Raw genomic sequence first — 20390 nt, 5'->3', positions numbered from 1 at the left:
TCTCGGGTCGGGCCGAGATCTCAGTTGCGGTCCGTGGCCGTCGGTCAGTCCTCAGCGCTCAGTCCCCGTGCCGGCCCGGCGGCCAGGATCCTGGTGGCGAAGTTCGCCAACTGGGCCCGCGCTGTTTCCCGCGGCACGCGCTCTTGTCCGGCCAGGTGCTCGACGAGGTCGGCTCGGGTGGCGGCGAGCAGGGCGTGGGCGGTGAAGCCGCTGTCGGTGAGGCCGGGGACCTGTTCCAGTACGGCTCGGAGCAAGCTGTGCCACCACTCGTAATGCTCCGCCTGGTACGGGCTGCCGTTCCCGCTTTCCTCCAGGGCCAGCGCCAGGCGCCGGTTGTCGAGCTTGAAGCACAGGATGGCATCGAGCAGGGCGGACACGCGCTGCCGCGGTGGGGTGCCGGGCCCCAGAGGCGGCGGGCCGGCTTCGGCGGCCTCTCGGATCGGTTCCAGCCGTGCCTCGTACAGCGCGCGGAGCAGCCCCGCGCGATCACCGAAGGCTCGGAAGAGCGTGCCCTTGCCGACCCCGGCCGCTGCCGCGACGTCGGCCATGGTGACGTCCTCGGGGCGCTCGCAGCGGGCGAAGAGGGCGTCGGCGGCCGCCAGCACGGCCTCCCGGTTACGAACGGCGTCCTTGCGCGACTTGCGCTCGGGCATGCTGCTCCTCCACTTGAAAAACGGACCGCCGGTCCGTATCTTCAAAACGGACCCGAGGTCCGGATTCTATGAGATGGAGGATACCCATGCCCGAGCCGACTTCTCCGGCGGATCTCTACCGCCACAGCCTGCGGCTGCTGCTGGACAAGGACATCGCCGGCTGGGTCGGCCTGTGGGCCGAGGACGGCGTGATGGAGTTCCCCTTCGCCCCTGAGGGCCGGCCCCGGCGTCTGGAGGGCAAGGAGGCCGTCGCCGCCTACATGCGTCACTATCCCGACCACATCGACCTGCACGACTTCCCCGCCCTGCGGATCCACCAGACCACCGATCCGCAGACCATCGTGGTCGAGATGCGCGGCGTCGGCCGCCTGGTGGAGACCGACGCTCCGTTCGACATGACCTACATCGCCGTCGTGACCGTTCGAGACGGGCACATCACCTCCTACCGCGACTACTGGAACCCCCTCGCCGTCCTCGAACCCGGCACCGACTTCGCTGGGAGCCGCCGATGACCACCGCCGGCACCACGTTGGTCATCGGCGCCACCGGCACCACCGGCAGCCGCACCGCAGCGCAACTGACGACCGCCGGCCACCGCGTCAAGGCCGCCGGCCGTCAGGCCGGCCCGGTGGCCGGTGCCGAGCCGGTCCGCTTCGACTGGTATGACCCCGCCACCCACGCCGACGCCCTCGACGGAGTCGACCGCGTCTACCTCATACCGCCCCTGGGCGACCCCGACCCCGCGGCGATCATGCTGCCGTTCCTCCATCGGGCCCGCACCGCAGGCGTGCACCGCGCGGTGCTGCTGAGCTCCTCGGCCATCCCCGAGGGCGGGCCGGCGGTGGGAACGGTGCACCAGGCCCTGCCCGATCTGTTCGACCAGTGGGCGGTACTGCGGCCCTCGTGGTTCATGCAGAACTTCACCGGCACGCACGCGCACGCCCGCAGCATCCGCGACGACGGCATCATCCGGACCGCCACCGAGAGCGGCCGGGTCGGCTTCGTCGACGCCGAGGACATCGCGGCCGTCGCCGCCCGCGCCCTGACCGACGAGCAGGCCCCCAACACCGATCTGGTCATCACCGGACCCGAGGCACTCAGCCACGACGACATCGCCGCGATCATCACCGAGGTCACCGGCCGGCCCGTGGTCCACCGCCGTCTGTCCTACGAGCAGATGCGCGATCGCCTCGCGGCGGAGGTCCCGGTGGAGTTCGCCGCGATGCTGGCCGGCATGGACCGTGCCATCGCCAAAGGGGCGGAGGACCGCGTCACCGACACCGTCCAGCGCCTCACCGATCGGCCCCCGCGCACCTTCCGTGCGTTCCTCGAAAGGGAGATGCGAGGGAAGAGCATCCCCGGCTCAGGCCCGTGCGCCGCCGTCCACCCGTAGGACCGCGCCGGTCACGTAGGAGGAGCGGTCGCTGAGGAGCCAGGCGGCGGCCTGCGCGATCTCCTGCGGGTCGGCCGCGCGGCGCAACGGGGTGTGCGCCGTGAGCCGCTCTCGCAGACCGGGTGATGCCTCCTCCCACGTGCGGATCATCTCGGTCGGCGTCTGGCCGGGGGCGATGGCGTTGACGCGGATGCCTTCCGGGCCGTAGGTGACGGCGGCCGACTCGGTGAGGCTGTTGACCGCCCGTTTCATCGCGCCGTAGGCGGGCAGCTCGGGGTTTCCCATCAGGCTGCCGACGGAGGAGTTGTTGACGATCGCGCCCGTCCCGGCGGTGGTGCGGATGGCGGCGATCTCGGCGACCATGGCGAGCCAGACGCCCTTGAGGTTCACGTCGTAGACGCGGTCGAAGTCGGCCTCCGGCATCCGGTCCATCGGACCGGGCCGCTGGATCGTCGCGCCGTTGTTGAAGGCGATGTCGAGCCGGCCGTACCGGTTCACCGCGCGGTCCACGGCGGCGCGCACACTGGTCGCGTCGGCCAGGTCGCACACCACGTACTCCGCGGTGCCGCCCGCCGCCCGGATCTCCTCGGTCACCGTCTTCAGCTGGGCCTGCGTCCGGGCCGCCAGAAGCACTCGTGCGCCCTCGCTCGCGAAGAGCCGGGCCGCGGCGGCTCCGATGCCGCGTCCGGCACCGGTGATGAAGGCGACCTTGTCGGCCAGCAGGCCCAGGGTGGCAGGGGCGGTGGATGCGCCGGTGGCAGGTGTGTTGTCCATGGCAGCGAGCCTGCGCCCGTCCGTGCGGCCGAGCCAGGCACCGACGGTACCTGGCTCGGCCGGCCGACGGCCGTACACACTGGCCCTGTGGATCGAAGAGAACTGGCGAACTTCCTGCGCAGCCGGCGGGAGCGGATCACCCCTGCCGAGGTCGGTCTGCCCATCGGCCCACGCCGCCGCACCCCGGGACTGCGCCGCGAGGAGGTGGCGCAACTGGCGTTCATCTCGACCGAGTACTACACGCGGCTGGAGCAGGCACGGGCACCGCACCCGTCGTACGAGGTGCTGGCCGGACTGGCACGGGCCCTGCGCCTGTCGGACGCCGAGCGTGACCACCTCCACCACCTCGCCGGTGCCCCGCCGCTCCCGTCGGCCGGGCCCTCGCGCGCGGTGCGGCAGAGCATCCTCGACCTGCTGCACCGACTGCCGCAGGCCGCGGCGACCGTGACGTCCGCGACGTTCGAGGTACTCGCCTGGAACGATCTGGCGGCCGCCCTGATGGAGGACTTCTCCGCCGTGCCGCGACGCGACCGCAATCTCGTCCGCCGTGTCTTTCTCGGGCCGCACACGCACGGGCAGCGGCTGTACGGAGTGTCGGACGCGGACGCGTTCGCCCGCAGATCGACGCAACGGCTGCGCGCCGCCGCCGCCCGCTACCCCGACGATGCGGAGGTGGCCGAGCTGGTAGCCGAACTCCTCGACGGAAGCGAAGAGTTCACCCGCCTGTGGGAGTCCCACGACGTGTCCGCCGAGCCCACCCTGCGCAAGACCTTCCAGCACCCGCTGGTCGGCCCGGTCACCGTCAACTGCGACGTCCTCGACATCACCGACCGCGACCAGCAGGTCGTGATCTACACAGCGGTCCCGGGCTCGCCCTCCGAAGAGGCGCTCCGGCTGCTGTCGGTCATCGGTACACAGCGCATGGACGTCACCCACTGAGCCACGCGACCGCCCTGGTCATGGCTGCTGTTTCGGGCGGGCGGCCGAGGCTTGCCGGGTGTCCGCGCCGGAGCTGACGTGCCGCTGGGTCTCCTGGACGCCGTGCCAGTCCAGGCACATGCAGGTGGCGTCGTCGTCGAGCCGGCCGTCGGCGGCGTCGCGCACCGCGGATGTCAGTGCCAGTGCGGTTTCCCGCGGGTGCAGGTCCCGGGTGCCCTTGAGCAGGGCGGGCAGGTCGACCTTCTCCCCATGGCGCTCGAGCATGCCGTCGGTGACCATGAGCAGACGGTCACCGGGACGCAGATCGAGGTCCTGAACGCGGTAGGAGTGCGGTGTGAGCTCGGACAGTCCGAAGGGATGGTCCACCTCGCAGCTGATCACCTCAACGGTCCCGTCGCGCATGCGCAGCGGCCAGGGATGGCCGGCGTTGACGAGTTGGGCCTGTCCGGTGCGGAGATTGATGCGCAGCAGCTGCCCGGTGGCGTGACCGCGGCCGTGGTCGCTCAGTGCCCGGTCGGCCCGGTGGGCCTGCTCGGCCAGGCCGGCTCCCGCGCGGCGGGCGCCACGCAGGGCGCTGACCAGGACGGTGGCGGCCAGGGCGGCGTCGATGTCGTGGCCCATGGGGTCGGTCATCGACACATGGAGGGTGTCGCGGTCCAGCGTGTAGTCGAACGTGTCGCCGCTGAGGTCTTCGGAGGGCTCCAGGTTCCCGCTCAGGGTGAACTGTGCGGCCTCGCAGGACAGTGACGGGGGCAGCAACTGGTATTGGATCTCTGCTGCCAGGGTGGGGGGCCTGGAGCGTTTGCCCCACGTGTAGAGGTCGGTGAAGCGCCCGTTGGCGATCACGATGTAGGCCAGGAGGTGGGCGGCTTCCCCGACCGCGTCGAGGACGTCGTCGCCGGGGTCGGCCGGCAGGAGCAGTTCCAGCAGCCCGATGGCGTCCCCCCGGTTGGTGACCGGCATGATCACCCGATGTCCTCGGCCGGTCTCCTCCTGATACAGACGCTGGGTACGGATCACTTCCTCGTAGACGCTGCCGAACATCGGGATCCGCTCCGCCTCCCGGCCCCCGCCCCCGGGGGCGGTGGACAGCCGCGCTACCGCCTTCCCCGTCAGGTCCACGATGAGGAAGGAGACCTTCGTGGCCTCGAAACGCCGCCGCAGGTACTCCGCGACCACGTCGACGGCCTCCACCGGCGCCGCAGTCTCCGCGGCCGTCAACACCCGCGGGAGACCACTCTGCCCACCACGCACGACCGCGGTCCCTTCCACCAGCCCCTCTTACCAGCATGGGAGCCGCCGGAGTGAGCGTCAATCCGTGAGCACTCACGGCTAGCCCTCGCGCTTGGGACGGGCAGAACGTCGTCCAGTGGGGATCTGTACTTCAGCCGGACCCAGGGCGCCCGCCTCTACCACTCCATGACCGTCGCACGGCGGCTTGATATGCAAGTGAACGGTTGCCTATTGTGGGGTCGTGGCCGATGACCTTTTCAAAGCTTTGGCCGACTCCACCCGCCGCACCATCCTCGACGAGCTCACGGAGAAGTCCGGACAGACGCTGTTCGAGATCTGCTCCCGGCTGAGCATGAAGCACCAGCTCGGCATCTCGCGCCAAGCGGTCTCCCAGCACCTCGCCGTGCTGGAGGCCGCCGGGCTCGTCGAGACCCGGCGGGAGGGCCGCTACAAGTTCCACGAGCTGAACACAGCCCCGTTGCGGCAGATCGCCGAGCGATGGCTGGTGGCCGATACGTCCGGACCGGAGAAGAGCACTCCATGAAGATCCATCTGACCAGTGTTTTCGTCGACGACCAGGCCAAGGCCGAGCGCTTCTACACCGAGGTCCTCGGCTTCGTGAAGAAGCACGACGTCCCGGTGGGTGAGAAGGACCGGTGGCTGACCGTCGTCTCGCCCGACGAGCCCGACGGCACCGAACTCCTCCTGGAGCCCGCCGGCCACCCGGCCGTCAAGACCTTCCGCGACGCACTCGTCGAGGAGGGCATCCCTCTCGCCCAGTTCGCCGTCGACGACGTGAAGGCGGAGTACCGGCGCCTGCACGGCCTCGGAGTCCGCTTCACCCAGGAACCCCTGGAGATGGGCCCCGTCACCACCGCCGTCTTCGACGACAGCTGCGGCAACCTGATCCAGATCGCCACCAAGCCGCGGTAGCCAGTTCCCCGCGTGCCCGGCTCGATGGCGAGGGGCATCCTCCCGGTGGTCGGCCTGGTGGCCGCTTCCTACGATCGAAGGAGGACCCGACCTGGCCCGGGAAGACGGAGCAGGGGTATGGACACCACCGAGATGCGGCGCCTCTTCGAGGCCCACCGCGAGGCGGAGACGGCACGGGACATCGACGGCATCCTCAGGACGTTCGTCGAGGACTGCTTCCTCGAGACGAAGGCGCTCGGGCTGCGCAGCCGGGGCAGGGACGCGGTGCGCGCCGCGTATCAGCAGCAGTACTTCACCGCGTTCCCGGACCTCACTCCCGAAGACGAGGGCATCACCTTCGGCGATGGCGTCGTCGCCGTATGGGGGACTTTGCGCGGCACCAGCCGCGGTGAGTGGCTCGGGGTACCGCCCGGAGGGGGCGCCTTCGAGGTGCCGTTCGCCAACGTCGTCCCCTTCCAGGACGGGCTGATGGCGGGCGAGGCGATCTACTTCGACCTGGCCACCCTGTGCGAACAGGCCGGTATCCCGCTCGACCGGATCCGGGCCGCCGCGGCGGCGCGCCGGGCGGGTACGGCCGTACCCACGGAGTGACCCGCCCGGCCTGCGAGCCGTAAGGCACCTGCGGACGCACCGGCCGACGGCACGGGCCCCGGGCGGTGACCCGGAGCCGGTCGGTCGCTTGGCGGGACGCGAACAGACAGCCGCCCGAGGCCGCTGGTTCGTTACTCCTGGTGCAGAGAGGTGAGCCAGCGGTCGTCCTGGAACTCGGCGGGCACCTCGTCCTCCCAAGGATCGATCCCGCGGCGCTCCAGCTCGTCGAACCATCGGTCGCGCTGCGACTCGGGAAGGCGCCGTCCGCACCAGGGGCAGAAGTCGATCGTGATGCTCGACGCGCCGCCGTCATGGATGATCAGCCCGTACTCCTGGAACTCGGCGCGGAAGTCAACCAGCGTGTCCGGGCAGGTGACGGGGTCATCGTGCTGGTCGCAGTCCACGTTCACGCGGCTGGTCATCGTCTCGCAGCAGTGATGGGTCGTGACCTCGACGCGGCGCGTGACCGGACCACCCCTTTCGCCGACACCTTCTCGGCGTCTCATCGGACGGGCCGTTCGGCGATGGTCGGAAGAACCTTCTCAGCGATGTCGAGGAGAACGCTGTCGTCCGGGAGGGTTCCCGACTGGCTCCACACGGTGATTTCGTAGTAGCCGCCCCGGTCGCCACGGTCGAGGGCCACGGACAGCGTCCTGGCCAGAGGGCCTTGTTCGACCGGTCCGCCGGATCCGCCACCCCCGAGGTTGATCTCGATCTTCATGGTGTGATCCGAGGAGAAGACCGCGGGCCGTCCGAGAACTCTCAGCGTCTTGACGTCCTCCTCGTCCCCGAACTTCATCAGCTTCACGTACTGGTCGGTCGACAACTCGTTGTACGTGGCCGAGACATTCACGGTGTACGTGTCGAACGCGACCTCGGCCTCGGGCTGGGCGACCTTCCCGTCAGTCAGGGGAGCGGTGTTGCTGGTGCCGGAAGCAGTGGTCGCGGTTTCTCCAGGCGTTCCGAGGAGCTTGGCCAGGTCTGGCCGGTTGAGCGCCTTGCACAGCTCTTCACCGGTGGGAGGGTGAGGCGTCCGCTTGTAGGCCTTCGGCAGCTCCTCGTGTTCCCCGCCTGAACACGAGGCGGGCTGAGGGGTGGTGTCCTCGGACGGCATCATGCGCGGGGCCACCCACACCGCGGCCGCGAGTGCCCCGAACACGGCGACGGCGGCGATGGCCTGGCCCCATGCGTTGGGTTCCTTCTCCGGAGTGCCCGGGCCGGGACGCGGCCCAGCTGCGGCCTGGACCTGGGCCTGAGCTTGGGCCTGGACTTGGATCTGGTCGGCAGCATCGACCGCCGTCCCGTCTGCGGAGGCCGCCGGACTCGGGTTCCGGCGTGCGCGCAGGGCCCGGACCACCATGTAGACGCGTATCGCGGTGAACAAGAGGAACACCATGCCGATACCGGCCGCGACCCGATCGTGATCGTGAACGGCGAGATACATGATGCGTACGCCGAGAACGGATCCGACCGCGATGAGCAGGGGCTCGCGGACCCAGAATGGCAGGAGACGGAAGAGGAAACCGAGCATCTGGTGATCTCACCAGGCCACGATCACATTCACCGTGGTGGAAGCCACAGTTCCGGGCACGTGCCGGTGCTGATCGGAGGTCAGCCGCCGGTGAGGTGTGCCGTGAGGTGGGTCGTGCCCGCGGACACGGCGAGAAGCGTGCCGAGCGCGGTCCGCTCCGCGGACGCCGGCGATCCGGTGTCGCCGGGTTCCGCCCGCGCTCCGACCAGCAGCACCCGCCACGGCCCGGGCGCCCCCTCCGCGGCGACCGTGACCGTGTCACCGTGGCGAGTCGTCCGGAAGACGGCCGCCGAGCCGTCCCGGGCGCCCCGGTCTGGGATCCGTGTCGTGACCGTCGCACCGTCGACGGGCGTGTGGACCCGCAGTGTCACCCCGTGCGCCCAGTCGTACTCCGCCGCGTCGTCGCAGTCGCCGTAGGGGATGACCGAGCCGGGCCGGGCCAGCAGGGGCAGGCTGTCGTAGCCGTACCGCTCGCGCCGCCAGCCCGGCCCCTGGACCTGTTTCCCCGACAGCAGGTGCGTCCAGGTGCCGTCGGGGACGTAGTAGTCGACGACGCCGTCGGCCGAGAACACGGGGGCGACGAGCAGGTCGTCGCCGAGCATGTACTGCCGGTCGAGGGTGTGGCAGGCCGGGTCGTCGGGGAACTCCAGGACCATCGCCCGCATCATCGGCGTGCCGCGCTCGGCGGCCTGTTGTGCCGCGCGGAACAGGTAGGGCATGAGCCGGTGCTTGAGGCGGGTGAAGTCGCGGGTGACCGCGACCGCTTCCTCGTCGTAGTCCCACGGCACCCGGTACGACTTGCTGCCGTGCAGCCGGCTGTGCGACGACAGCAGCCCGAACTGCACCCACCGCTTGAACACCTCGGGCGTCGGCGTGCCCTCGAAGCCGCCGATGTCATGGCTCCAGAAGCCGAACCCGGACAGGCCCAGCGACAGCCCGCCGCGCAGCGACTCGGCCATCGCGCCGAAGTGCGACTCGCAGTCGCCGCCCCAGTGCACCGGGAACTGCTGTCCGCCCGCCGTCGCCGAGCGGGCGAAGAGCACGGCCTCACCGGCGCCCCGGGCCTCGCTCAGCACCTCGAAGACCGTCTCGTTGTAGAGCTGCGTGTAGTAGTTGTGCATGCGCTCCGGGTCGGAGCCGTCGTGCCAGACCACATCGGTCGGGATCCGCTCGCCGAAGTCGGTCTTGAAGCAGTCGACGCCCTGCGCGGTGAGAGCGCGCAGCTTGCTCGCGTACCACTCGCGCGCGTCCGGGTCGGTGAAGTCGACCAGGGCCATGCCGGCCTGCCACAGGTCCCACTGCCACACGTCGCCGTCGGCCTTGCGGACCAGATAGCCGTGCCGCTTGGCCTCCGCGAACAGCGGGGACTTCTGCGCGATGTACGGGTTGATCCACACCGACACGCGCAGGCCGTGCTCCTCCTTCAGCCGCCGCAGCATGCCCTCCGGGTCCGGGAACACCTCCGGGTCCCAGGTGAAGTCGCACCACTGGTACTCGCGCATCCAGAAGCAGTCGAAGTGGAAGACGCCCAGCGGGATGTCGCGCTCGGCCATCCCGCGCACGAACCGGTTCACCGTCTCCTCGTCGTACGAGGTCGTGAACGACGTCGACAGCCACAGCCCGAACGACCAGGCGGGCGGCAGGGCCGGGCGGCCGGTCAGCGCCGTGTAGCGGTCCAGGACGTCCTTGGGCGTCGGACCGTACACGACGAAGTACTCCAGCGACTGGTCCTCGACGCTGAACTGCACCTGCCCGACGGCCTCCGAGCCGACCTCGTAGCTCACCTTGCCCGGGTGGTTGACGAAAACGCCGTAGCCGCGATTGCTGAGGTGGAAGGGGACGTTCTTGTACGCCTGCTCGCTCGCGGTGCCGCCGTCGGCCTGCCAGATGTCCACGCTCTGGCCGTTCTTCACGAACGGCGTGAACCGTTCGCCGAGCCCGTACACCAGCTCGCCGACGTCGAGCGTGAGCTGCGCCAGCGAGTGGTGGCTGCCGTCGCCCAGGACCGCGAAACCGGTGCCGCGCGCCGTCGCCGAGGTGAGGACGCGACCGTCCGCGGTGAAGTCCAGCCGCCACGGGGCCGCGGTGTCCACCCGCAAGGACAGCTCCCCGGCCGTGAGTTCCAGCAGCGAGCCCTCCCGGGTGACCCTTGCCGCGTGGCCGGGCTCGGTGCGCAGCGCGAACTCCGGGCCGCGCTCGGCGGCGCCCGCGTGGTGGGTGGAACGGATGCCGATCACGCCTTCGGCGGGGGACCAGCACTCGACGGTCAGCAGCGGGCTGTTGAGGGTCTGGCCGCGGCGCGTCACGTGCCGCACGGGCGCGTAGAGCGTGCACCGGTCCTCGTCGACGCGGACGTCGGCGACCTCCGCGGCGTACGACGCCTGGACCCCTTCGCGCATCATCCAGTAGCCGTCGGTGAACTTCATCGGGGGTCCTCACCAGGGGTGGTACGGGCGCGGTGGGCGGCGATCAGCCGCTGATACCAGCGGTAGCTGTCCTTGGGCGTGCGTACTTGCGTGTCGTAGTCGACCCGGACGATGCCGAAGCGCTGTCCGTAGCCACGGGCCCACTCGAAGTTGTCCAGCAGCGACCACACGTAGTAGCCGCGCACGTCGACGCCCGCGCGCAGGGCGGCTGCCAGCGCGTCCAGATGGCTGCGGAGGTAGTCGATCCGCTCCACGTCGCGGACCCGGCCGTCGGCGTCGACGGTGTCCGCCTCCGCCGAGCCGTTCTCGGTGATCAGGAGCGGCGGCAGCGCGGGGTAGCGCTCGGCCAGGTCCAGCAGCAGATCCGTGAAGGTGTGCGGGACGACGGGCCAGCCCATGGTGGTGTGGCGGACGTCGTCGCGCCAGGTCTCCTCGGCCCGGACGTCGACCGCGGTGCGGGTGGCCGGGTCCGCATCGCGGTACGGGGCATCGGCGACGGTGATCGGCCGGTAGTAGTTGATGCCGACGAAGTCGAGCGGTGCGCCGATGAGGTCGAGGTCGCCGTCGAGGCGGTACGAGCCGTCACCGGAGGGCAGCAACTCGCCCCAGGTCTCGGCTTCGTGCTCCGGGTAGCGCCCGGCGAACAGCGGCTCGAACCACACGTCGTTGTGGAGCGTCCCGACGCGGCGTACGGCGGCCAGGTCGGCGGGGGAGTCCGTGGCCGGCAGCAGCCGGTCGGGGTTGAGCGTGATCCCGACCTCCCGTGCCCCCGCCGCGCGCAGCGCGTGCACGGCCAGCCCGTGGCCGACGAGCAGATGATGTGCGGCGGCCAGCGCGCCGCGGCCCTCACGGGCGCCCGGGGCGTGGGCGCCCGCCGCGTAGCCCACGAAGGCGCTGCAGAAGGGCTCGTTGAGCGTGATCCAGCGGTCCACCCGGTCGCCGAGCCGGGCGGCGACCACCCCGGCGTACTCGGCGAACCGCTCCGCCGTCTCGCGTACCCGCCAGCCGCCCCGCTCCTCCAGGGCCTGAGGCAGATCCCAGTGGTAGAGGGTGGCGGCGGGGGAGATGCCCGAGGCCAGCAGTTCGTCCACGAGCCGGTCGTAGAAGTCGAGCCCCGCCGCGTTGGCGGGGCCGGAGCCGGCCGGCTGGACACGCGGCCAGGCGACGGAGAAGCGGTAGCTGTCCACGCCCAGCTCGCGCAGCAGCGCGATGTCCTCGCGGTAGCGGTGGTAGTGGTCGCAGGCGACGTCACCGGTGGCGCCGTCCGCGACGCGCCCGGGCCGGCGGCAGAAGGTGTCCCAGATGGACGGGCCTCTGCCGTCCTCGTCGTACGCGCCCTCGATCTGGTAACTGGCCGTGGCGGCACCGAAGAAGAAGCCGGCCGGGAACTCGGGGAATTCGGTGGACTCGGAGAGACTCACAGGAAGGCACCTGCCTACTTGACCGACCCGCCGGTGATCCCGGCGGCGATGTACTTCTGGGCGACGACGAGCAGGATCGCGGCCGGTACGGCGGAGAGCACCGCGGTCGCCATGACCGCGCCCCAGTCGCTGACATGCGCGCCGACGAACTGGTAGATGCCGAGCGTGATGGGCTTGACGTCGTCCGTGGTGTTGAGGGTGAGCGCGAACATGAAGTCCGACCAGGCGAAGAGGAAGGTGAACAGCCCCGCAGTGATCAGGGCGTTGCGGCTCATGGGCAGCACGATCCGCACGAACGCGGTGAAGCGGTTCGCCCCGTCCACCATCGCGGCCTCGACGACATCGCTCGGGATCGACACCATGAACGCCCGCAGCAGCACGACCGCGAACGGCAGGCCGAGCGAGGCGTCCGCCAGGATCAGCCCCAGATAGGAGTTGACGAGGTCGAGCTGCGCATAGGCGCTGTAGAGGGCGTTGGCGATGACGATGCCCGGAACCATCTGCGTGATGAGCGTCGCGAAGACGATGCCCTGCCCGCCGCGGAGGCCGAACTGGGCGAGCCCGTACGCGGCCGGCGCGGCGAGCGCGAGGCAGACCACGACGGCGCCGAGTGCGACGACGAAGCTGGTGAGCAGCGAACCGCCCTGGGTGCTGATCGCCGTGTCGAAGTTCTTCAGGGACGGCGAGAGAGGGAACCACTCGGTGGCGGCGATGCTCGACTCGGGCTGGAGGGCGGTGTTGAGCATCCAGTACACGGGGAAGAGCAGCACGGCGAGGATCAGCAGCGCGGCGGCGGTGTTCCACACCGACCGCATACGGAGAAGGTTCGCCGGTCGTTTCATCGGTCGGTTCATCGCCGGTCACTTCCCCTTGCCGAAGTCGGCGCGGTTGGCCCGCAGGTACAGCACGGCGAAGACCGCGCTGATGAGGATCAGGACGTTGCCCACCACGGCGCCCTGGCCGAAGTCGAGCTGAAGGAAGGAGAGCTGGTACGTGACCGTGCCCAGGGTCTGTGTGGAGTCCGCGGGCCCGCCCGAGGTCAGCGCCAGGATCAGGTCGAGGATCTTCACCGTCGACATGAAGCCCAGCACGAGCACGACGGTGATCACCGGGCGCAGCATCGGCAACGTGATGCTGCGGAACGTCCGCCATGGGCCGGAGCCGTCGAGCGAGGCGGCCTCGTACAGGTCGCGCGGGATCTCCTGGAGGCCGCCGTAGAGGATGACCATGTTGAACGGGATGCCGATCCAGATGTTGACCAGGATCGCCGACAGCAGCGCCACACCGGGGCTGCTCAGCCACGGCACGCCGTCCTGCGGGACCAGGCCGATCGCGTGCAGGGCGGTGTTCAGCATGCCGTGGTCCTGGTCGAGGATGCGCCGCCAGACGACGGCGGAGACGACCATGGGCACGAGCCACGGCAGCAGCAGGACGGCGCGCACGAAGCCGGAGAGCCGGAAGCGGCGGGAGAAGAAGACGGCGAGCGCCAGGCCGATGGTGAACTGGCCGAGCAGCGAGCCGGCGGTGAACAGGGCCGTGTGCCACAGGGCGTCGGTGAACAGCTCGTCGGCGAAGACGGCCCGCCAGTTGTCGAGGCCGTTGAACGGGGCCTCGCCGGTGAAGTACGTCTTCGGCGTGTAGTGCTGGAAGCTCATCACGATGTTGCGGACGAGCGGGTAGCCGAAGAAGAGCGCCATGTAGGCGAGCGCGGGAGCGACGAAGAGCCAGCGCAGCAGCCCGCGGCGCAGCGGAGCGCGGCCGGTTGCGGACTTCACCGGGGCGGCGCCGGCGGCGTGCGCCGGGGAGGTGATGGTGGTCATGGCCGGTTCCTCACTTCCCCGCCGAAGCCTGCTGCTGGGCCCGGTGCAGGGCCTGTTCCGGACTGGTCCGGCCCGTCAGCACGGACTGGAAGGCGTTCGCGAGCGCGTCGCCGACGACCGGCCAGCCGGTGCCGACCTTCGCCGTACGGGAGCGGGCGGTGGTGACGAGCTCGGCGAACGCGGCGAGCTTCGGGTTCTGCTGCGCGTACGCCTGTGCGGCCGTGGCGCGGGTGGGCACGTTGTTGACCGACGCGCCCCACTGGAGCTGGTTCTTCTCGGAGTTGAGGCAGTTCAGGACCTTCCCGGCGTTCTTCTCGCGGGCCGGGTCCTCGTCGTTCTTCGGTACGGCCATGACGGTGCCGCCGATGGGCGGCACCGCCGGCTTGCCCGCCTCGGGCACCGGAATGCTCGCGACCGCCCAGTCCACGTTCTTCTGGGCGCTGAGGACCGGCACCTGCCACGGCCCGTTGATCATCATGGCGGCGCGGCCCGCGACGAACTGGTCGTTGACGTCCTGCTGGTTCCAGTTGACGACGGACCTGGAGGCGGAGCCGTCCGCGACCAGGTCCTTCCAGAGCTGGAGCGCGGCCTCGCCCTTGCCGTTGTCCATCTCGGTCTCGTCACCGCCCGCGGACCAGAAGAACGGCAGGAACTGGTAGACGCCGTCCGCGTTCGGGCTCGCGCTGAAGGCCATCCCGTACGTGTCGCCCGAGGTCAGCTTCTTCGCGGCGGCCCGCAGCTCCTTCCAGGTGGTGGGCGGGGCGATGCCCGCGTCCTTGAGGAGCTCGGTGTTGTAGATCAGCGCGAGGGAGTTGACCGAACGGGCGATGCCGTACTGGGTGCCGTCGTACGCGCCGAGGGACTTGGCGCTCGCGGAGAGGCCGGAGGTGTCGACCCCGACCTCGTCGAGCGGGCGCAGGCCCTCGGTCTGCGCGAACTGGGGCAGCTCCGAGCCGTCGAGCTCCAGGATGTCGGTGAGCGAGTCGGACGACGCCATCCGGAGGGCCTTGGAGGCGATCTGGTCGGCGGGCACGCTGATCTGTTCGACCTTCAGGCCGAGCGGCTTGCCGCAGCGGTCGAAGAACCGCTGGTTGGCGGTGTGCTCGGCGGTGTCGGTCGCCGAGTTGAGCACGGTGACGGTGCCCGGGTCGGGCTGCGCGGCACAGCCGGTCAGCCCTGGCGCGACGAGGGCACAGGCAAGGGTGACGGCGAGCGCGGGAACGCGTCCGCGTCTTGTTCTGGTGCGTCCTGCTAAGAACGGCAAGGCTGGTCCTCCGTAACATGTGCGGCTCTGGACATGCGGTGTCCGGCGATGGGGCGTCGCCGGCCGTGCCGTACGGGCGGTCCGAGTGGTCAGCCGGGCGACGGCGGGGCGATGACGGGCCCGGCCATCCGCGGCTGGATCAGGTGGTGCGGCGCACCGGACGGCATGTTCGAGACAGGTGCCGCAAGGGACTCCCGCGCAGTCGATGACCGGCCGTCGCGGCCGGGGCCGATCGCGTCGATGGCGAGCCGGGCCACGGCCGTGGACATCTCCGCGACGGGCAGATCGATCCGCGGCAGATGCCGGATGCCCAGCTCGTCCGGAAGGCTGCCGACGAGCACGACGACCAGATCGCGGGGGACCCGCAACCCGGCCTCCGCCACCGCATCCAGCAGGCGGGGGAGGAGGATCAAGTGCTGGACGACCAGCGCGGTCGGGACAGGCCGCGCGGCCAGCGCCTCGCTCAGCCGGCGCGCGAGGACGTCCGGGTCGCGGTGGGACGGGATCACGCGGACATCGGCCGCGGTCTCGACGGCCGCTCGCCGGGCGCCGTCGAGACCGTGCAGGGCATAGCCGCGGCGCGCGGCGACCTCGTGCTCGGCCGACGAGAGGAAGAGGATCCGCCGGTGGCCGGCCGCGGCCGTCTCGCGCACGGCGAGGGCGACGGCTGCCTCCCAGTCGAGGTCGGTCCAGGGCAGCGCCGCGTGATCGTCGTGACCGAGCAGCGCCCCGGGGAAGCCCAGTTCACGCAGGACCTCGACACGGGGATCGCGGTCCTCGACCGCCATCAGCACCGCGGCGTCCGCGAGCCTGCTGCGGGCCACCCGGCGCAGCCCGCCGACGCCGTCGCTGTCCGTCATCAGCAGCACGTCGTACCCGTGCACCCGGGCGGCGTCGGTGACGTCGATCGCGAACCGCCCGTCGATCGCCCGGTACGCCCCGGGCACGCGCGGCGCGGCCAGCGCGAGCACCCGGGTCCGTGCGCTGCGCAGCGTACGGGCACTCGCGCGCGGGTGGTATCCGAGCTCGTCGATCGCCATCTGCACCGCGCGCCGGGTGTCCTCGGAGATCTTGCGCGACCCGCTCAGGACGTACGACACGGTGCTCGGCGCGACGCCTGCCCGCTCGGCGACGTCCTTGATCGTGGTCATCCCCACCTCCACCCGGCCCCTCCCGGGCCCGCCGGCTTCCTCGAATCCATCAATCGAATCGATTCGACAAACGGGGTGACCTTAAGCACGGGCGGTCGGGAAGGGCAATACCTTGGCGGTCAGGCGATGGAGGCCGATATGACGGCGGACACTGCGAGGTTGCAGGACGCCGTCACCCAGACCGCGGGATGAGGCTCCGCCTCGACCAGCGTCGCACCGAGACGCCCCGGCGTGATCAGGTCCACCACCAGGAACGCCGCGGCCATCATCACCAGCCCCAGCAGCCCGAACGCGGCGGTCGAGACCAGCCCCTTGCCGAAGTCCTCGTACGTCGTCCAGATGGACGTGAACACGATGCCGCCGATACCGAGCAGTGCGGAGCTGAGGACCATGGCGGCGTTGCGATTGCGCTGCTCCCAGATCTGTCGGCCGAGCTTTCCAGGCGTCAGCACGTCGACCAGGACGATGCCGAGGACCAACAGGACCAGCCCCAGGCCGCCGTACGCAGTGGCCCGACCGAATCCGTTGACGATGTCGCTCATGGGGTTGCCGACTCCGAAGGGTAGAGATCGTGAGTGATCGCGGTCAAAGAGAGGCAAAATCTAGTGCATGTGTTCCGCCTGCTGACCGGCGCCCCACACAGCGGAAAGGTGGCCTCGCTGGTGCGGACACCGAGCGACTGGCCACCCGCCGCCTTGAGCCGGTCAGGTCCGTGTGAGAGGTGAAGTTCGAGCGGCTCCGTCGGCACTTCCGTGACGGAGTCCGCTCGGCCGCGCTGACGAGGGATCAGGCCGTGTGCAGCATCAGCCCGTACCGGTTGAGGATCTCGTTGACGGGCTGGTGCCAGGTCTGGCCGCCGCCACTGCAGTTGCCCCAGCCGCCGGAGGTGACGCCCTGGGCCTGGTCGCCGCTGATGAAGGAGCCGCCTGAGTCGCCGGGTTCGGCGCAGACGCTCGTCTTCGTCATCTGGTGGACGGCGCCCTGGCTGTAGTTCACCGTCTCGTTCTTCGCCAGCACGGTGCCGCAGTGCCAGTGAGTGGTGGAGCCGGAACGGCAGATGGAGGCACCCACCGGGGCCTCGGCGGAACCGCGGACGAGCTGGTCGGAAACCGTGCCCCAGCCCAGCACCACCGGTACGGTCCACCAGCCGCTGCCCACGTTCACCCAGGCGTAGTCGTTGTCCGGGAACGACGACCCCTGGAAATTACCGATGTAGGACCGGTCCCAGCCGTACACGGCCGCACTCGGCGAGCCGCAGTGCCCGGCGGTGACGAATCCGCCGTGCACGGAGAAGCCGATGGAGCAGCGGACGTTGCCGGTGTAGTAGGGGTCACCGCCCACGGTGCCGGCAGCGAAAATGCGCGGTGCGGCAGGCGCCTGACGCACTGTCACGGGTCCCGCTTCGCGGGCTCGAGCGAGGAAGGCCCGGACATCGTTGTCGTCCCGGTGCCCGGCGACGGTGTTCACGACGACCTTGTTGGCTTTCGGATCCACGTGCCAACTGGCGACTCCGGCGGGCGCGGACAGCGCGTCGATGCTCTTCTTCGCCGCCTCGAGTTGCCGGGCGTCGTACCGCACGAGGCGTACGGCCGCTCCGGTCGCGCGTACGGCGTCGGCGTGCGCGGCGCGTGTGACGGCGACGGTGAGTCGGCCGCTGTCGGCGTCGAACCAGGAGCCGCCGTAGGCCGAACCGGCCGCGCTACGCGCCTTGCGTTCGACGGCCGTCGCGGTCTTCTCCGCGGCCAGGCGTGCCACGGCTTCGTTCCGCGTCAGCGCCAGGTCACGCTGCATCGCCGACAGGAGCTCGGGGGAGGCCGGTGCTTCGGTGGAGCGTGCGGGAGCATCCGCGGCGGAGGCAGGCAGTGCGCTCGCGGTCGCCCAGGTGCCGAGCAGAAGGAGTGCGGACAGTGCGGTGCGCAGAGTTGTCGTGCGTCTCAAGGGAATGACCCTTCGTTGTTCCAGCAGGGTGGGGGTGGAACAGCAGTGCTTGAGAGCGCTCTCGTGATGTGCGCGGCAGAGCCTAGCCCGTGCTCACATAAAGGTCTATGCCAATTCCGGCCGCGGTTGGGGGCGTGCCCCTATCGCGTCGACTCCTTCCTCCGCACGGGGCCGAGGTGTTGGAGAGCCGCCGTACACCCCGTACTCGCCGGTCGTGCACAGCAGGCGGCCGGCCGGGGTCGTGCTGATCCAGGTGGCGAACGGGTCGCGCGGGCCGTCGTCGTATCGGCGGCGCGGCATGCCGTGGTGCGCGGTCACCGCCGTGAGATCCGCGGTGTGGCGGCCTGCATCGGTACTTCCGCGCCTCGGGCGACTGCCCCAACGCCGGCTGCTCCGGCCCGGACGCGGAGTTGACCGATACCACACCACCCCTTCTCCGCACGGAAGCGATTCCAGACATCCTGCCTGTAACTGCTGCAGGCGGGGGCGGCCGAATTGGCTTGTCCTGCGAACACGTCTCGTCCTAAGGTCAGATCACTTCGACGAGACGTTCCCCAGAAGCACGCCGCAGAGCGGGAACGTCCCACCTCGCTGAGGTGCCGGAGGGGCGGCAGCTCTCTTTGTCGACCCTTCCTTTCGGAGGTCTTCTTCATGAACGTCGGTATCGGTCTGCCCATCGGCGACCCGGCCACCCTGCTCACCTGGGCCCAGCGCGCCGCCGCCGGGCCCTTCAGCACACTCGGCCTGCTGGATCGGCTCGTCTTCCACAACCCCGAACCCCTGGTCGCGCTCGCCGTCCTTGCGGGCGCGACCTCCCGCATCCGCGTCCAGACCGAGGTGCTGCTCGCCCCGCTGCGCGATACCGCCCTCCTCGCCAAGCAGGCCGCCACCTTGGATCGGATGACCGGTGGCCGCCTGGTTCTCGGGCTGGGCATCGGTGGCCGGGACGACGACCACCAGGTCACGGGCATCGACAAGCGCACCCGAGGCCGACGCCTCGACGAGCAGATGGCGGTGATGCGCCGCCTCTGGTCCGGCGAGCCGTACGGCGACGGCATCGGCCCGATCGGCCCTTCGCCTACCCGGCCCGGCGACCCCGAGGTGCTCTTCGGTGGATTCAAGCCCGTCGCGCTGGAACGTGTTGCTCGCTGGGGGGACGGCTTCCTCGCCGCCGCTGCGCCCTCGTGGGCAGGCGGTCTCTTCGACACGGTCCGCACCTTCTGGAAGGAGTACGGCCGCGAGGGCGAACCGCGCATCGTCGCACAGGTCAACGTCGCCCTCGGTCCTCAAGTCGTGATCGACGACGCCCGGGCCAACATGTACGCGTACTACACCTTCACCGGTATGGCCGACCGGATGGTCGCCGGATTACTCACCACGCCCACCGAGATCCGCGATGCGATCGCCCACTTCGCCGACCTGGGCGCCGACGAGGTGATGCTCTACTGCTACGGCCTCGCCCCGAACCAGGTAGACCGCCTCGCCGACGTCCTGTGACGGCTCAAGCGCGCATAATCGAGCGGTCTGAGCAAGTTCCCAGGTGGTCAGTGTCGTCCGCCCGCCCCCTGAGCCACTGGTTCGGGGTGAGCGGGCGGCCGCTCGGTGCCACGTCTTGTCCGCCCCGGAAACCCCGCAACTCTGGCTTCGTTCACGTCAAACAGCAGCGCTTGGCCGCCTGCGCTCGTGCGGGTGGCGGGTCGTGCGGCTGGTGGGGATCGGTGGGCCTTGTCAGCCAGCCGGTGGGGTGAGGCCGGTGCGGTCGAACGGACCGCCGTGCGCGGCGGCGTACGCGATGGCGTCGTTGACGTCATCGAGGTCGAACGAACGGACGCGTTCGGGCCGTCGGCCGGCGCGGACATCGCCGCGCGGTCGGTGGCCTCGTCCCCGGTCAGCCGGACCGGGCGCAGACGCGGACCGAACCGGTCGGCGAGGAGGTCGAGCGCGGCCTGGTTGCGGCCCCGGGCGACCACGCAGCCGGCGCCCATCGCGAGCGCGACCGCGACCGCGCTGCTGCCGAGGTTGCCGGTAGCCCCGCTGAGGAGCAGCGTCTCGCCGGCTGCCAGCCCGCCGTAGGGGATGACGTGCACGCTGAGTGCGGCCCAGCGCGCTGGATCCTCCCCTGCCATGGTGGGCAGCGGGAAGGCGTTCTCCGTCGGCACCCGCATGAGCTCGGCGAACGAACCGTCGTGCAGGTAACGGGCGAGCCGCGCGCCGCCCTCACCGCGCGAGCCCCAGCCCTGAAGCGTCGAAGGGGCCGCCCAGGGCGTCACCCTCCGCTGAGCCGACGACTGCACCAACGGCCCGCTGAATCCGCCTAATTCGC

At 70.4% G+C, this 20390-nt stretch carries 20 protein-coding genes and 1 pseudogene; 7 read left to right on the top strand and 14 right to left on the bottom strand.

The genetic code is table 11. The features are described 5' to 3' along the window. Positions 1-44 precede the first annotated feature (44 nt). The gene (locus QF034_RS01360; protein ID WP_307173136.1) at positions 45-653 is read right to left on the bottom strand and encodes a TetR/AcrR family transcriptional regulator; all 609 of its coding nucleotides are present in this window, start codon (positions 651-653) and stop codon (positions 45-47) included. Between the two features lie 86 nt (positions 654-739). On the opposite strand from QF034_RS01360, the gene QF034_RS01355 reads away from it, so the two are divergent. Together QF034_RS01355 and QF034_RS01350 are read left to right on the top strand one after the other, a co-directional pair. After that, positions 740-1165: a nuclear transport factor 2 family protein gene (locus tag QF034_RS01355; protein WP_307173135.1), complete on the top strand. Its 426-nt coding sequence runs from the start codon at positions 740-742 to the stop codon at positions 1163-1165. Next, positions 1162-2046: an NmrA family NAD(P)-binding protein gene (locus QF034_RS01350; RefSeq protein WP_307173134.1), complete on the top strand. Its 885-nt coding sequence runs from the start codon at positions 1162-1164 to the stop codon at positions 2044-2046. The genes QF034_RS01355 and QF034_RS01350 overlap by 4 nt, the downstream gene beginning before the upstream one ends. Here QF034_RS01350 and QF034_RS01345 read toward each other — a convergent pair. Next, positions 2017-2820 carry an SDR family NAD(P)-dependent oxidoreductase gene (locus QF034_RS01345; RefSeq protein ID WP_307173133.1) on the bottom strand — a complete coding sequence of 268 codons (804 nt, stop codon included), beginning with the start codon at positions 2818-2820 and terminating at the stop codon, positions 2017-2019. The genes QF034_RS01350 and QF034_RS01345 overlap by 30 nt on opposite strands. Positions 2821-2907: 87 nt before the next feature. Here QF034_RS01345 and QF034_RS01340 point away from each other — a divergent pair, with 87 nt between their 5' ends. Then, the gene (locus tag QF034_RS01340) at positions 2908-3759 is read left to right on the top strand and encodes a helix-turn-helix transcriptional regulator (RefSeq protein WP_307173132.1); all 852 of its coding nucleotides are present in this window, start codon (positions 2908-2910) and stop codon (positions 3757-3759) included. 18 nt (positions 3760-3777) lie between these two features. On the opposite strand, the gene QF034_RS01335 is transcribed toward QF034_RS01340, so the two are convergent. Then, a complete protein-coding gene (locus QF034_RS01335) occupies positions 3778-4953 on the bottom strand; it encodes a PP2C family protein-serine/threonine phosphatase (RefSeq protein WP_307179769.1) in 1176 nt (391 codons plus the stop codon). 280 nt (positions 4954-5233) lie between these two features. Here QF034_RS01335 and QF034_RS01330 point away from each other — a divergent pair, with 280 nt between their 5' ends. From QF034_RS01330 to QF034_RS01320, 3 genes are all read left to right on the top strand, one after another. Beyond that, a complete protein-coding gene (locus tag QF034_RS01330) occupies positions 5234-5536 on the top strand; it encodes an ArsR/SmtB family transcription factor (RefSeq protein WP_307173131.1) in 303 nt (100 codons plus the stop codon). After that, positions 5533-5925, top strand: a complete 393-nt coding sequence (locus tag QF034_RS01325) for a VOC family protein (RefSeq protein WP_086561313.1) — start codon at positions 5533-5535, stop codon at positions 5923-5925. Before QF034_RS01330 ends, QF034_RS01325 begins: the two co-directional genes overlap by 4 nt. A gap of 117 nt (positions 5926-6042) precedes the next feature. Beyond that, positions 6043-6516: an ester cyclase gene (locus QF034_RS01320; RefSeq protein ID WP_307173130.1), complete on the top strand. Its 474-nt coding sequence runs from the start codon at positions 6043-6045 to the stop codon at positions 6514-6516. 131 nt (positions 6517-6647) lie between these two features. Here QF034_RS01320 and QF034_RS01315 read toward each other — a convergent pair. The 10 genes and pseudogenes from QF034_RS01315 to QF034_RS01270 form a co-directional block, all read right to left on the bottom strand. Next, positions 6648-6959 (bottom strand): annotated as a pseudogene (locus tag QF034_RS01315) (DUF6980 family protein); the annotation flags it as partial. Between the two features lie 59 nt (positions 6960-7018). After that, the gene (locus QF034_RS01310; RefSeq protein ID WP_307173128.1) at positions 7019-8047 is read right to left on the bottom strand and encodes a DUF6215 domain-containing protein; all 1029 of its coding nucleotides are present in this window, start codon (positions 8045-8047) and stop codon (positions 7019-7021) included. Between the two features lie 80 nt (positions 8048-8127). Beyond that, entirely contained in the window at positions 8128-10473 is a 2346-nt protein-coding gene (gene yicI, locus QF034_RS01305) for an alpha-xylosidase (RefSeq protein WP_307173127.1), read from the bottom strand. After that, the gene (locus tag QF034_RS01300; protein WP_307173126.1) at positions 10470-11894 is read right to left on the bottom strand and encodes a GH1 family beta-glucosidase; all 1425 of its coding nucleotides are present in this window, start codon (positions 11892-11894) and stop codon (positions 10470-10472) included. Before QF034_RS01300 ends, yicI begins: the two co-directional genes overlap by 4 nt. Before the next feature lie 14 nt (positions 11895-11908). Beyond that, the gene (locus tag QF034_RS01295) at positions 11909-12736 is read right to left on the bottom strand and encodes a carbohydrate ABC transporter permease (RefSeq protein ID WP_307173125.1); all 828 of its coding nucleotides are present in this window, start codon (positions 12734-12736) and stop codon (positions 11909-11911) included. Between the two features lie 18 nt (positions 12737-12754). Further along, positions 12755-13714 carry a carbohydrate ABC transporter permease gene (locus QF034_RS01290; protein WP_307173124.1) on the bottom strand — a complete coding sequence of 320 codons (960 nt, stop codon included), beginning with the start codon at positions 13712-13714 and terminating at the stop codon, positions 12755-12757. Between the two features lie 10 nt (positions 13715-13724). Then, positions 13725-14978 (bottom strand): sugar ABC transporter substrate-binding protein, encoded by a 1254-nt coding sequence (locus tag QF034_RS01285; RefSeq protein ID WP_307173123.1) that lies wholly within the window; start codon positions 14976-14978, stop codon positions 13725-13727. Between the two features lie 89 nt (positions 14979-15067). Beyond that, a complete protein-coding gene (locus QF034_RS01280; RefSeq protein ID WP_307173122.1) occupies positions 15068-16129 on the bottom strand; it encodes a LacI family DNA-binding transcriptional regulator in 1062 nt (353 codons plus the stop codon). Between the two features lie 119 nt (positions 16130-16248). Further along, positions 16249-16671: a DUF350 domain-containing protein gene (locus QF034_RS01275; protein WP_307173121.1), complete on the bottom strand. Its 423-nt coding sequence runs from the start codon at positions 16669-16671 to the stop codon at positions 16249-16251. 244 nt (positions 16672-16915) lie between these two features. Continuing rightward, entirely contained in the window at positions 16916-18067 is a 1152-nt protein-coding gene (locus QF034_RS01270) for an alpha-lytic protease prodomain-containing protein (protein ID WP_307173120.1), read from the bottom strand. 651 nt (positions 18068-18718) lie between these two features. On the opposite strand from QF034_RS01270, the gene QF034_RS01265 reads away from it, so the two are divergent. Next, a complete protein-coding gene (locus tag QF034_RS01265; protein ID WP_307173119.1) occupies positions 18719-19564 on the top strand; it encodes an LLM class flavin-dependent oxidoreductase in 846 nt (281 codons plus the stop codon). A gap of 47 nt (positions 19565-19611) precedes the next feature. Here the strand turns inward: QF034_RS01265 and QF034_RS01260 are convergent, their stop codons facing one another. Beyond that, complete coding sequence (locus QF034_RS01260; protein ID WP_370880756.1) at positions 19612-20337, bottom strand: hypothetical protein; 726 nt, start codon at positions 20335-20337, stop codon at positions 19612-19614. Between the last annotated feature and the right edge of the window lie 53 nt (positions 20338-20390).

The sequence above is a fragment of the Streptomyces africanus genome, assembly GCF_030816955.1.
Taxonomy (GTDB): Bacteria; Actinomycetota; Actinomycetes; order Streptomycetales; family Streptomycetaceae; genus Streptomyces; species Streptomyces africanus.
This window is presented reverse-complemented; position numbering and strand designations above follow the sequence as displayed.

Excerpts from the sequence above, each read along its gene's own strand:
- QF034_RS01355 (WP_307173135.1), top strand. The coding sequence starts at position 740 with ATGCCCGAGCCGACTTCTCCGGCGGATCTCTACCGCCACAGCCTGCGG.
- QF034_RS01320 (WP_307173130.1), top strand. The coding sequence starts at position 6,043 with ATGGACACCACCGAGATGCGGCGCCTCTTCGAGGCCCACCGCGAGGCG.
- QF034_RS01280 (WP_307173122.1), bottom strand. The coding sequence starts at position 16,129 with ATGACCACGATCAAGGACGTCGCCGAGCGGGCAGGCGTCGCGCCGAGC.
- QF034_RS01310 (WP_307173128.1), bottom strand. The coding sequence starts at position 8,047 with ATGCTCGGTTTCCTCTTCCGTCTCCTGCCATTCTGGGTCCGCGAGCCC.
- QF034_RS01360 (WP_307173136.1), bottom strand. The coding sequence starts at position 653 with ATGCCCGAGCGCAAGTCGCGCAAGGACGCCGTTCGTAACCGGGAGGCC.
- QF034_RS01275 (WP_307173121.1), bottom strand. The coding sequence starts at position 16,671 with ATGAGCGACATCGTCAACGGATTCGGTCGGGCCACTGCGTACGGCGGC.
- yicI (WP_307173127.1), bottom strand. The coding sequence starts at position 10,473 with ATGAAGTTCACCGACGGCTACTGGATGATGCGCGAAGGGGTCCAGGCG.
- QF034_RS01265 (WP_307173119.1), top strand. The coding sequence starts at position 18,719 with ATGAACGTCGGTATCGGTCTGCCCATCGGCGACCCGGCCACCCTGCTC.
- QF034_RS01350 (WP_307173134.1), top strand. The coding sequence starts at position 1,162 with ATGACCACCGCCGGCACCACGTTGGTCATCGGCGCCACCGGCACCACC.
- QF034_RS01345 (WP_307173133.1), bottom strand. The coding sequence starts at position 2,820 with ATGGACAACACACCTGCCACCGGCGCATCCACCGCCCCTGCCACCCTG.
- QF034_RS01295 (WP_307173125.1), bottom strand. The coding sequence starts at position 12,736 with ATGAAACGACCGGCGAACCTTCTCCGTATGCGGTCGGTGTGGAACACC.
- QF034_RS01325 (WP_086561313.1), top strand. The coding sequence starts at position 5,533 with ATGAAGATCCATCTGACCAGTGTTTTCGTCGACGACCAGGCCAAGGCC.
- QF034_RS01290 (WP_307173124.1), bottom strand. The coding sequence starts at position 13,714 with ATGACCACCATCACCTCCCCGGCGCACGCCGCCGGCGCCGCCCCGGTG.